The organism is Acinetobacter sp. YH12201, assembly GCF_013418145.1.
Taxonomy (GTDB): domain Bacteria; phylum Pseudomonadota; class Gammaproteobacteria; order Pseudomonadales; family Moraxellaceae; genus Acinetobacter.
Window position 1 is genome coordinate 1 of record NZ_VPCP01000085.1, and the last position, 12,566, is coordinate 12,566.

Sequence of the window (12,566 nt, forward strand, 5' to 3'; positions counted from 1 at the left end):
TGAAAACATTTAGAATATTAAGTGAACGCTATCGAAATAGACGGAAAAGATTCGGTTTACGCATTAACTTAATCGCTGCACTGGTAAACCGGATAAATTTTCAATAATGACTTTCGCAAGAGATCTAATATTTTGCTGAAACAAAAATTTAAATATTTTAATTCTAAAGACTTACTTTAATTTCAATGGTTCTTTCTATAATCAATGACAGAATCAACTACATCATTTATGGTAATTTATAGCCTCATCATACATTGTGATTTGGGGCGTTACATGGCTGTTCATTTTTTTCATACATCAGACTGGCACTTAGGACAATTCTTTTATAACCACTCCCGCCAGTATGAACATGAACAGTTTTTAAACTGGTTACTTCAACAAATCCAGCAGAAACAGCCCCATGCCTTACTGATCGCCGGTGATATTTTTGATGTCATCAACCCTGCATCTAGCGCACAAAAACAGCTTTATCAATTCCTAGCCGATGCACATGAACTTGCCCCGCATATGCAAACGCTAATGATTGCCGGTAATCATGACTCAGGATATCGCATTGAACAGGTCGAACCTTTACTGGAAAAATATAATGCTAAAACGGTGGGAGTGATTCATAAAAATGCGGCAGGCCAGATTGATTTAGACCGTTTGCTGCTGCCTATTTACGATCAGCAAAAACAGATTGTGGCCTGGTGTCTGGCACTACCGTTTTTACGTCCAGCAGAAATTACCGGTGTGAATGAACACACCAGTAATAGCCAAAATGCGATTGCCTACTTGCACCAGCAACTGATTGCAGAAGCTAAAAAACGTAAAACGGATAATCAGGCGCTTATTCTGATGTCACATGCGCATATGCAAGGCTGTGAAACGTCCGATTCGGAACGCCCGATTATTATTGGCAATGAAGAAACCTTATCGACTGCATTATTTGATGACTGCATCGATTATGTCGCACTGGGGCATTTGCATAAACCACAAAAAGTTCAGCATCCACACATCCGTTATAGTGGCTCCCCTATCCCATTGTCTTTTAGTGAGATTCACTATAAGCATCAGATTGTAGAGGTACAAATTGATCCGCTAAAGCAGGATGAATCATGCTTTCAGTTTGAAGCGATTGCCATTCCGCGCTGTATTCAGTTGCATAAAATTCGTGGCGAGCTGAATGAGGTAATGCAAAAACTCAAAACCTTGCCCGAAGGTGAAATTGAACAGATTGATCAGCGTGAATATGTCGATATTGAATATCACACCCTGACGCCGCCCTTGCCCAATTTAAGACAACAATTTGAAGAAGCGCTGCCTAAAAATCGCTATCGTCTGGTACGAATTTCACGGCAATATTTATCTGTGGAAAATGACAGTACAACAATTACAAAAATTTGTCTGGAACCACCAACACCGGAAAAACTGTTTCAGCAGATCTGGGAAAAACAGGGCTATAGCAATGATGAAAATGTTTTAAAAGATTTTATCAGTCTAATACACGAAGCCCAAAAATCACTTGAAGAACAACAGATACGTTAAGAACTGTCCATGAAAATTCTATCCATTCGTATAAAAAATTTAGCTTCGCTTGCAGGTGAACATTTTATTGATTTTGAAACTGAACCTTTGGCCAGTGCGGGTTTGATTTCCATCGTCGGCAAAACCGGTGCCGGGAAATCGACCATTTTGGATGCCATGTGCCTGGCACTGTTCAACAAGATTCCACGTTTAAAAGACAGCGACGGAAAATTGCAGGATGTCGATGGTTCAGAGTTATTGACCAACTCACCTTTGACAGTTTTGCGCCGGGGCACCGCGCATGGCTTTGCCGAAGTCTGCTTTGTCGCTCAGGATCAGAAACGCTATCTTGCGCGCTGGGAACTGAAACGTTCACGTGAAAAAGCCGATGGCAAACTGCAAAGTGTGCAGCGTTATTTAACCTGCCTGACCGACGGCGTGGTGATTGCCGATAAAGCCAAAGCGGTCGATACCCATATTCATCAAATCTGCCAGCTCAGTTTTGAGCAATTTACCCGCGCAGTGTTATTGGCACAGTCGGAAGTGACGGCATTTTTAAAAGCCCGCGATAATGAACGTGGTGAACTGCTGGAATATCTGACCAATTCGAGTATTTTCGGAAAAATTGGCCAGCTGGCTTATGAAAAAACCAAACAGATTGCCAATCAGCGCAAAGAGCTCGAAAACGTTTTAGGTCATATTGAGTTGCTGTCTGAAAAGGATTTCACTGCCTACTCCTCAAAACTTCAACAACTGAACCAAGATCATCAAAAACTGGATATTGAAAAGCAAAATCTACAAAAGCAACAACAATGGTTTGAACAAAAACATAAACTTCAAACTGATATACAAACACGTCAACAATATTTGGAGGCTCAGCAACAATATCTAGATGCACTTGCTCCGCAAAAAGCACAATTGCAACAACTTGAACGTTTTTCCTCTATTCGGCCTAGCGTCATTCTGCAGAAAAATTTAAATGCTGACCTTGCAATACTTCAACCCAAATTAGAACACGTTCAGAAGCAATTCACGGTGATTGAACAACAATTCAATACTGAAAAATTGACCTTTGAAAAAATAGATAACGCGCAAAAACAGCAACATCAATTTGAAATTCAACATCAGCAAAACATTGAGATGGTTCGTGCTCGCATTGCCGATCGACGTGTTTTGGGTGATCAGTTGCTTAAAATTAAAGATGAACTAAAAAGTTTACGAGAGCAACACTCTCCTCTTGTAAATACTGAACAGCAAGTCAAAAATGAGCTTCAACAATTACAACATGATATTACACAACACACTGCACTTTTGGCTGAATCTGCACATTTCAATCCTTTGGATGATGGGCTTTCGGCACATTTGAGCCAGTTACAACGCTTTATTCAAAACTATGCTCAATTTGAAAAAAACCATGGCAATGTGAGTCAAGCGCATCAAAATGTAATGCAACAACAGCAACAGCTTGAACAACTGACGCAGCAATATGGGCAAGATGATGAACTGAATCAAAAAATTGCTGCTATACGCACTGAGCGTGAACATCATTTACAACAGCTGAATCTACTTGATGTCATACACACGCATTGGCAAAACTTCAAAAATATTAGTGCTGAAAACTGCAAGCTAGTTTCGGCACAAAATAAGCTGCAACAACAAATTGAACAGAATCATGTACAACTTCAATCTGCTGAAAAAGCCTATCAGGATCAAAAAATTGCACGTGAACAATTACAACAGATGTTGCAAAAGCAACGTTTACTCCATACTGAAAATATTGAACATTTAAGAGCGAGCCTGGTCGATGGCGAAGCATGTTTAGTTTGTGGTAGCACACATCATCCATATATACAAAATCAGGATGCACTTTCAAACGAATTGTTCAAACTGCAACAGCAACAAGAACAACAAGAACTTGAAAAAGAAAAAACGGCTTTCGAAGCATGGCAACATTTGCAAAAAATGTATGCTCAACAAATAGCATCATCGGAAGCAAATGCTCGCCAACTAGCAACACTGTCATCACGACTGCAGCCTGCTCAAACTCAGCTTGAACAACAACTTAATACGCTGAATATCCCCTTTGATTTCTCGCAAGATCATCTGGTATTAGATCAAGCCCTGGCGACAAAGGTTATTGAATTTCAACATACGCAAAAACAACTTGAAGCTACACTCAGTACGCATGAGCAAGTACAAAAACAGCGTCATGCACTTCTTCAAATAATGCAACAAACCAGCCAGCAACTTTCTGTCCTAAAACAGGCTGAAGAAAATATTCAAGATGTTGTAGGTTTATTGAATGACACCCAAGGTCAAGCATGGAGTAACAATACGCTGAGTACGGCTGAACAAGTTCAAGTCATGTTACTACAGCGTCAAAACACCTTAAAACAACTGAACGATTTAAATGCTCAGCTTAATCAAAAATCGCAACAGCGCGATCAAGCTGTTCAAAATCTAAAATTTAGTCAGGAAAAAATTAAGACGACAGAAACTCGCATAGAAAACCTTACACAAGAAGGCAAACAAAATAGCGATTTAGCCATTCAAGCCATTTTTGACATGACACAAAGCAATGTTGAAAAACCACATGAATGGTTAGCGCAGTTCGATCAAAATAGACAACAATTGCACATTCAATTTAATCAAGCTCGTCAGCAGTTTGACCAAGTACGTCAAGCTTTTGAAATTGCTCAAAGCACGCTAAAAGAATATCAAACTCAGCAAACTCAATTTCAAACCCAAAAGCAAAATGTTGAACACAATATTCAACAGTGGTTAAGTCAGCATACAGATTTCAATGCGCTGTTATTGCAACAACTGAGCGAAGTTTCACATGAACAAGAACAGCAACTTAAACAGCATGTGGTCGATGTTGAACGAGCGCACTCGGATGCTCTAGCAAGTATTAAAGCCATTCAGGAACAGCTTCTACAACATATGGAACATCAACCTGAAATTGATGCTGAAACCCTATCTTCACAACTGACGACCGTTACTGAACAGCTCAAGCAATTGATTGAACAGCGGGATCAAGTGAAACTCAAAATTGAAATGCATCAACGTAATCTTGAAAAGCAAAAGCAATTTGCAGATCAAATTCAAGCCATTCAAAGTGAAGAACACCGTTGGAGTAAAATTTCAGGACTAATGGGCGATGCAAACGGCAAAAAATTCCGCGATTATGCACAGCAATATAATCTGGATATCTTGATTGAGCATGCCAACCAGCAACTGGCCATGCTCTCGCAGCGCTATACCTTAAAACGTCTGGACAACTCCTTGAGTCTGGCGATTATTGACCACGATATGGACGGTGAAACCCGTTCGGTCGCTTCGCTTTCAGGTGGAGAATCCTTCCTGACTGCACTGGCCTTATCTCTGGCGATTGCCAATATGGCATCAGGTTCCATGAAAATTGAATCTTTGTTTATTGATGAAGGCTTTGGCACGCTGGATGCCTCATCTTTATATATGGTGATGAATGCGCTGGATCAATTACAGAATCAGGGTCGTAAAGTGGTGTTGATCTCGCATATTCAGGAAATGCACGAACGCATTCCTGTACAGATTCAGGTCAAGCCCTTGGGTGCTGGTGCAAGTACCATTGAAGTGGTCGGTTAATTTAAAAGCTCATCCAATAAAGCATAAAAAACCTGGAGGATGCTCCAGGCTTTTATCAATAAGATATCTATGCCATCGGTCGCAAGGTCAGAATCTGTTCACTGCGCCCGAATGGCCCAGAAAGATCATGCAACACAGAACTGGTCAGGCCAATGCCATCTTCGCCATACTGCTGCACGGTTTCCAAGCCCAGCCACTGACCTTGCGGCAAGCGGTGCAGATGGATCTGTAAATCTAGATTCGGAAAGCCCCAACTAAAAGGTACTTCTTGACGTGGTACAACGCCATTGGCCGTATCTACCATGCCCATTAAGCGGACAAAATCAGTGGTAGGTTCACCCTCAACCATGTCATGTGGCGTTCGCAACCAAACAATGCCCTTTCCAGCACGGCGCTCATGGCTTCTTGCTTCTATCGACTGGATATACCCACCCGGCCACTGACGAATTCCTTCCCACACTGGCGCATTTTCAGGTGCATTTCCATGGGCATCTTCCAAGCCTTTAATTTCATGGCTATTTTGCGTCATCATGCGCCAGGTCCGTGCCACGATACAGCTTTTGCCCTGAGCCTGCATTTCGGACTCAATCAGCTCAATGGTTTTGCCTGGACGAATGACTTTGGTGATGATGCTAAACTCTCCAGCAGGAATCAGACCTAAAATATCTAAACTGATCCGGCCAATCCGCATACCCTGACGTGGCATAAAACGGTCTAACTCTGCACAGATAATGCCTGTTGCGGGTGCCATGTGTTGCTCGTGCTCATTCCATGCACCCTGTGCCAGCAATGTAGATTGATAATGTGCCGTAACGATACCTGTCGCATCTGTATTGCGCCCGATCAGTTGATAATATGCCGCCATACACGTCCCTATTTCCCTGGTTTAATAAATAATTTCTTATCTAAAGTAGTTGTTTAGATTGTTTTTTGTACTCAACTTTAGTGGAAAATTCAACTTTAAAAACAAAAACTGAACCCTAAGGTTCAGTTTTCAAAATCAGCAAAATGGGTGGTTCTGCGATTTATTTCGAATAATCCCGTGCTCCAAACAATGCAGTGCCGACACGGACCATGGTTGAACCTGCGGCAATAGCTTCCTGCATATCCCCCGACATTCCCATGCTTAAGGTATCCCAATCTTCAGGATGGGCATGTTCAGTTTTTACACTTTCAAACAAAGCTTTGGCATCACTAAATGCCTGCGGATTATTCGGGGCAGGAATCACCATCAGACCACGCAATTTTAAATGCGGTAACTGGCTGATCTGCTTCACCAGCTCAGCCACTGCACCCGGTTGGCAGCCATCTTTGGTGTCTTGTGCATCAATATTGACCTGCAAACAAATATTCAGTGGCACCTGATTCGCCTCACGCTGACTCGACAAGCGCTCTGCAATAATCAAACGGTCTACTCCATGCACCCAGGCAAACTTTTCTGCCAGATGCTTGGTCTTGTTGCGCTGCACATGACCAATAAAATGCCATTCAATATCCAGATCACTTAAAGCCTCAATTTTATCTAAAGCTTCCTGTAAATAATTTTCTCCAAATGCACGTTGTCCAGTTTGGTACATCTCGCGCAAAGACTCACCTGGATGGGTCTTTGAAACAGCCAGCAACTGCACACTTTCTACATTGCGCCGGGCGTGTTTACAGGCATCTTCTATTTGCTGTATAACTTGATTTCGTGACTGTTGAAGACTATTCATTGACGAGGTTCTCATTTCATTCATCTTTTTTGGGCTTCCCTTACAACTAACTGTTGGTTAAGTTTTGGGAAAGCCTTATTATTCTATCAAAATAAATAACATTTAAATGAACTCGGGGAAATTATGGATATCACTGAACTTTTAGCGTTTTCAGCTAAAAACGGGGCATCAGATTTACACTTGTCTGCGGGGATGCCGCCACTGATCCGTGTCGATGGTGAAGTTCGCCGTATTAATCTGCCTGCTTTAGAACATAAAGAAGTACACAAACTTGTGTATGACATTATGAATGATAAACAGCGTCGTGATTTTGAAGAAAAGCTAGAAACAGACTTTTCCTTTGAAGTTCCAGGTGTAGCCCGTTTCCGTGTGAATGCATTTAACCAGAACCGTGGTGCAGGTGCCGTGTTCCGTACCATTCCTTCAAAAGTACTGACCATTGAAGATCTGGGTATGGGTCAGATCTTTAAAGATATCTGTAATTACCCGCGCGGTATCGTACTGGTGACCGGACCTACAGGTTCAGGTAAATCTACTACGCTGGCGGCCATGATCGACTATATTAATGATCAGCGTTATGACCATATCCTGACTGTAGAAGACCCGATCGAATTTGTACACGAATCTAAAAAATGCCTGGTCAACCAGCGTGAAGTACATCGCGATACCCACGGCTTTAATGAAGCTCTTCGTTCAGCACTGCGTGAAGACCCGGATATTATTCTGGTTGGTGAGATGCGTGACCTTGAAACCATCCGTTTGGCATTGACTGCCGCTGAAACTGGTCACTTGGTCTTCGGTACGCTACATACCACCTCTGCAGCAAAAACCATTGACCGTGTGATTGACGTATTCCCGGCCGAAGAAAAAGACATGGTACGTGCCATGTTGTCTGAATCCTTACAAGCCGTGATCTCGCAAACCCTGCTGAAGAAAAATGGTGGTGGTCGTGTCGCTGCACATGAAATCATGATCGGTATTCCAGCCATCCGTAACCTGATCCGTGAAAACAAAGTGGCGCAAATGTATTCTGCCATTCAAACCGGTGCCAACTACGGCATGACCACGCTTGATCAAAGTTTAAAAACCCTAGTTGCAAAAGGTGTGATCAGTGCGCAAACTGCCCGCACCATGGCAAAACAGCCAGAATCATTCTTATAATTTGAAAACGGATTGGGGTTCTTATTATGGATTTTAATGACTTACTGAATTTGATGATTCAACAGAAGGCATCGGACTTGTTTATTACGGCCGATGTTGAACCATCCATGAAAATTAATGGTCAGATTGTGCCCATCGCCAAAACCAAGCTGACTGGTGAAATTGTGGGACAGCTTTTAAACTCGATTATGAGTGATAAGCAACGTAAAGAATTTGCCGAAACACGCGAATGTAACTTCGCGATCAACAACCGCGACAAAACTGCCCGTTTCCGTGTCAGCGCATTTCAACAGCGCGATCAGCCGGGTATGGTTTTACGTCGTATTGAAACTGTAATTCCAACCATAGATGACCTCAAGTTACCGCCCATTTTAAAAGAACTGGCGATGAACAAACGTGGCATCATCATTTTTGTCGGTGCGACAGGTACAGGTAAATCGACCTCTTTGGCTTCCATTATTGGTTATCGTAACCAGAATTCCAAAGGTCATATCATTACCATTGAAGACCCGATTGAATTTATCCATGAACATGCAGGCTGTATCATTACCCAGCGTGAAGTGGGCATCGATACTGACTCTTTTGAAGTAGCCTTGAAAAACACACTGCGTCAGGCACCAGACGTGATCCTGATTGGTGAGATCCGTTCACGCGAAACTATGGATTATGCGATTGCCTTTGCCGAAACCGGCCATCTGGTCTTTGCCACCCTGCATGCTAACAACGCCAACCAGGCACTAGACCGGATTATTCACTTCTTTGAAGCAGACCGGCATAACCAGTTGTTTATGGATTTGTCTTTAAACATGAAAGCGATTGTGGCCCAGCAACTGATTCCAACGCTGGATGGCACTGGACGCCGTGCTGCAATTGAAATTCTGATCAACTCGCCTTTAATTTCAGACCTGATCCGTAAAGGTGATGTGCATGAAATTAAAGACCTGATGAAACGTTCACGTGAACTGGGTATGCAAACCTTTGACCAGGCCCTGTTTGACTTGTACAAAGCCAAGCAAATTAGCTATAAAGATGCGCTTAAGCATGCCAACTCACCAAACGATCTGCGCTTGCAAATCAAGTTGTCGGAAGAAGGTGGCGATCGCTTAATGCGCGCCAGTTCGAATATTACTTTCGATGGTCAGGCTTAAGGCCCAGATTAAGATGCAAAAAAAACAGGCTTCAAATAAAGCCTGTTTTTTAACTGATTCCAAGTCAGTATTATTTTTTACGTAATGCGTCCTGGCATTCCGCTGCATCACAATAACCATACAGATTTAGAGAGTGACCAGTTAAAGTAAAGCCAAATTTTTCAGCTACTTCATGTTGTTCATGTTCAATCACGTCATTGGTGAATTCGACCACTTTATTACAATTTTGGCAAACAATATGATCATGATGATCTTCTTGCATAATTTCAAAAACTGAATGATTATTTTCAAAATGATGACGCTGGATAATACCTGCAGCTTCAAACTGTGTTAACACTCGATACACAGTTGCTAAACCGACATCTTCACCCTGTTCAAGTAAAGTCTTATAAATATCTTCTGCGCTTAAATGATGTTGTCTTGAATTTTCTAATAATTCTAATATTTTTATTCGTGGAAGCGTAACTTTAAGTCCAGCTTTGCGTAAATCTTGATTTGAAATAGGCATGTAAAAGGGTCTCTCAACAAATTTAAAGTTGGAATATGCAACAAAGTTAAGATGCAGTATGATCTATCCGTGGATCAAATGCATCATAATTAATTTGGGATAGTGTAGCAAAATGCAAAAAATCATGTTGACGTTATTCGTCACTTCACTGCTCGCAGGCTGTTCGACCTTGGGCGTTTATAAAGTTGATATTCCTCAAGGAACACCATTAACTCAAGCACAAGCATCAAAAATTCAAGTCGGTATGAGCCACCAACAAGTTCGCTTTTTGCTAGGCAGTCCAACGGTCACAGATCCAATGAATCCTTTACGTTGGGACTATATCTACAACTACATCCCAGGAACTTATGCTAAAAAAGCCAAGATTCCTGCAGCACATGGTCAACATTTAAAAATTTACTTCGATCAAACCGGTACGGTGCAAAAGATTGAAGGTCTAGAAACTATTCCAGAATCTCAACCCGGCTTACCAGGTTCAAAAGAAGCGATTTTAACTGCGCCACCACTATAGACGCTTTAAAATAAAAATAAACCCCTCATTGAGGGGTTTTTCTTATCACTTCAATTGTTTAAAGCGATTTCCACGACAATATCGCCCAACCGGGTTGGCTGCTGCACGTTTGCGTCGAATATCCTTCGGATTGATAGTTAGCGGTCGATAAATCTCGACACGGTCACCTGCTTGTAAAATATGGTGTAGATCTTTCAGGCGCACACCAAAAATTCCCAGAGCAAGCGGTTCCGCCAAATCAACCTGTACCCGAATACCACTTTGTTCAATCGCCTCTAAAGCGGTCATCCCTTGCTGAAAGGGCACCGCAATATGAAACTGTTGCTCGGGTGCTGCATAGGCGACCCAAACCTGTTGTGTCTCACTCATCAGAACAATTGCCCAATAATTGCGATTATGGCCAAAATAATCGAAACAGGTAACACCACACGAACAGCAATACGCCACAGGTTATAAAATAACTCATTGCTGAAATTCATCGCTTTACGCAGATGACTAATTTTCATGATCCATCCGGCAAAAATGGCATAGATCAGGCAAATTGCTAAACCCCAAAGCATCAGCAGGCTATTGAAAACTGGAGTGATGGCTGGAATTGCCCAGACAAATACGGCAGCTAAAATAAGCAACCATTGAATCACGATATTCAACTGACGGTGTAACAGCTGTTCACGCGCCATTTGCAATAACAAGGCCGCAGTAGTCACCACGGCAACCACAAAAGCCAAACTCGGGATTTGAGCATTGGCAGCAAAGAAACCAAAAGCAATTACCGCAAGTAACTGTGCAATCCAGATCGGCAATACTGTTTTACTTGCAGTATCTTGCTGCTGAACCGCAGGCAGACTACTCTGCCAGTACAAGCCCATACCTAAACCACTTGCTACCAGTGCCAAGACGGTAGCACTGCCCCACTCGCTAAATTCAACCGCTGTAACATGCCAAGCTGGTAAAGGGGTTCCCATAACATTGGACAGAATTAAAGCAGCAAAAACACCAATCACCGTTAAAAGCAGAATAATTTTTCGTGGTGCAAATGAAAGTAAAACTGCAACTATCGCAAGAGCAATAAATAAAAGATTAGCTGCAATTCCATTAGCGGCAAAATGCCCCAGCAATTGGCCCGCATTCGACAATATGCCGCCTGCCAGGAAAGGAATAAAGACCACGGCCAGCCAGCCAACGATACGCCATTTTTGCGAGGCATCCGCATCACGGGTCAAGCTGGACAAGGCATTTAAAGCTGTGGTTTTAGAACGCTTTGCCAAGGCAATTTCTAAATAGCAGATCGGTAAAGCCAAAATAAGCATGGTACCTAACCATAACAGCCAAAAATCAAGCTGGCGATCAAGCTGAATCCCTACAATCGGTGCTAAAGTGGCAATGATGATAAAAGATAAACAAAATGCCATCAGCGGTGATAGCCATCGTGTCATAGCATTGTCCTGCATGATGCGTTCCTAAAAAAAGTCTTTTGCTATTTTGCCTTTCTCATAAGTGAAAATCAAAAAGAAAAAGCAAACCATTATGCCTAATGATTTGCAGCGCAAGATTATTATCTTTTTTTAATTGTAGTTATCTCATTTATCTTTTATGAGAAAAACCGAGCAAACCAGTTTTTACCTTTTTTCTGTTCTTTTTCTTTAATAATGCCCATCATGTTTTGTTTTACAGCACCAACATAATCAGCATCATCGTGCTGAATATGGTTAATCAGCCATTTCGCCAGTACTTCATGCAATTCACCTTCAATCGCCTGTCCCATTTCAAAGCGATCACGATAAGATTCAATCTTTTTAATGAATAAATCATGAACACGTTTATGCGGTACGCGGTATTTATAACCCGCCTCTTCCTGCAAAGATTCTTCAAAAGTAAAATGCGACTGAGTGTAATCAATAATATTTTCAAGAATCTGTTTAATACGCGCACGGTCGGTATTTTCAACGATATCATCAATTTCATTGATGTAATCCAGAATTCGTTTATGTTGATCGTCAATCACATCGATGCCAGTATTATATTCTGGAACCCATTTCATTTTCATTACGACCACCTATCAGATATAAACGATTAATCACATAAATTCATAATATATTGATATTAAACAAATAAAAATGCACCAAAACAGTCGACTTTTAGTTTTTTTTATAAAACAAACATAACCCATTGATATATATTTAATTATGATAGAATACCTACTAAAAGGATAAAGTATTTTTTAACCAGCTTCATTAAAAAAATGCTTTATTCAGGAGTTAACATGATTTTCTCTGTACACGACAAATTTCATAGGATCCTTGTCCTATCAGGCTTTTTCTTTCTTAAAATTGCTAGCACTTTCTTAAATTCTTCTTTTTTTCCAAAACCAATCAAACGTAGAATAGCCATTT

11 protein-coding genes and 1 pseudogene are annotated in these 12,566 nt (G+C 41.5%); 6 read left to right on the plus strand and 6 right to left on the minus strand.

The window, feature by feature from the left end:
• From FTU91_RS13740 to FTU91_RS13750, 3 genes and pseudogenes are all read left to right on the plus strand, one after another.
• A pseudogene (locus FTU91_RS13740) lies at nucleotides 1–107 on the plus strand (IS5/IS1182 family transposase); the annotation flags it as partial.
• A 154-nt stretch (nucleotides 108–261) separates the two neighbouring features.
• Nucleotides 262–1,527 carry an exonuclease SbcCD subunit D gene (locus FTU91_RS13745; RefSeq protein WP_180043026.1) on the plus strand — a complete coding sequence of 422 codons (1,266 nt, stop codon included), beginning with the start codon at nucleotides 262–264 and terminating at the stop codon, nucleotides 1,525–1,527.
• A 9-nt stretch (nucleotides 1,528–1,536) separates the two neighbouring features.
• A complete protein-coding gene (locus FTU91_RS13750) occupies nucleotides 1,537–5,133 on the plus strand; it encodes an SbcC/MukB-like Walker B domain-containing protein (RefSeq protein WP_180042996.1) in 3,597 nt (1,198 codons plus the stop codon).
• Between the two features lie 67 nt (nucleotides 5,134–5,200).
• Here FTU91_RS13750 and FTU91_RS13755 read toward each other — a convergent pair whose 3' ends face one another.
• On the minus strand, nucleotides 5,201–5,998 hold the full coding sequence (locus FTU91_RS13755; protein ID WP_180042997.1) for a thioesterase family protein: 798 nt from the start codon (nucleotides 5,996–5,998) through the stop codon (nucleotides 5,201–5,203).
• A 160-nt stretch (nucleotides 5,999–6,158) separates the two neighbouring features.
• Nucleotides 6,159–6,845, minus strand: a complete 687-nt coding sequence (locus tag FTU91_RS13760; protein WP_180042998.1) for a YggS family pyridoxal phosphate-dependent enzyme — start codon at nucleotides 6,843–6,845, stop codon at nucleotides 6,159–6,161.
• Between the two features lie 123 nt (nucleotides 6,846–6,968).
• On the opposite strand from FTU91_RS13760, the gene FTU91_RS13765 reads away from it, so the two are divergent.
• Nucleotides 6,969–8,006 (plus strand): type IV pilus twitching motility protein PilT, encoded by a 1,038-nt coding sequence (locus FTU91_RS13765; RefSeq protein WP_086196416.1) that lies wholly within the window; start codon nucleotides 6,969–6,971, stop codon nucleotides 8,004–8,006.
• A 26-nt stretch (nucleotides 8,007–8,032) separates the two neighbouring features.
• Nucleotides 8,033–9,154 (plus strand): PilT/PilU family type 4a pilus ATPase, encoded by a 1,122-nt coding sequence (locus tag FTU91_RS13770; RefSeq protein WP_180082510.1) that lies wholly within the window; start codon nucleotides 8,033–8,035, stop codon nucleotides 9,152–9,154.
• A 70-nt stretch (nucleotides 9,155–9,224) separates the two neighbouring features.
• Here FTU91_RS13770 and fur read toward each other — a convergent pair whose 3' ends face one another.
• Complete coding sequence (fur, locus tag FTU91_RS13775) at nucleotides 9,225–9,662, minus strand: ferric iron uptake transcriptional regulator (RefSeq protein WP_086175193.1); 438 nt, start codon at nucleotides 9,660–9,662, stop codon at nucleotides 9,225–9,227.
• 112 nt (nucleotides 9,663–9,774) lie between these two features.
• Here fur and FTU91_RS13780 point away from each other — a divergent pair, with 112 nt between their 5' ends.
• A complete protein-coding gene (locus tag FTU91_RS13780; protein WP_166171149.1) occupies nucleotides 9,775–10,173 on the plus strand; it encodes an outer membrane protein assembly factor BamE in 399 nt (132 codons plus the stop codon).
• 45 nt (nucleotides 10,174–10,218) lie between these two features.
• Here FTU91_RS13780 and FTU91_RS13785 read toward each other — a convergent pair whose 3' ends face one another.
• From FTU91_RS13785 to FTU91_RS13795, 3 genes are all read right to left on the minus strand, one after another.
• Nucleotides 10,219–10,542 (minus strand): RnfH family protein, encoded by a 324-nt coding sequence (locus tag FTU91_RS13785; protein ID WP_180043000.1) that lies wholly within the window; start codon nucleotides 10,540–10,542, stop codon nucleotides 10,219–10,221.
• Nucleotides 10,542–11,624 carry a hypothetical protein gene (locus FTU91_RS13790; protein WP_180043001.1) on the minus strand — a complete coding sequence of 361 codons (1,083 nt, stop codon included), beginning with the start codon at nucleotides 11,622–11,624 and terminating at the stop codon, nucleotides 10,542–10,544. The genes FTU91_RS13785 and FTU91_RS13790 overlap by 1 nt, the downstream gene beginning before the upstream one ends.
• A gap of 140 nt (nucleotides 11,625–11,764) precedes the next feature.
• The gene (locus tag FTU91_RS13795; RefSeq protein ID WP_086196421.1) at nucleotides 11,765–12,220 is read right to left on the minus strand and encodes a bacteriohemerythrin; all 456 of its coding nucleotides are present in this window, start codon (nucleotides 12,218–12,220) and stop codon (nucleotides 11,765–11,767) included.
• Nucleotides 12,221–12,566: the final 346 nt, after the last annotated feature.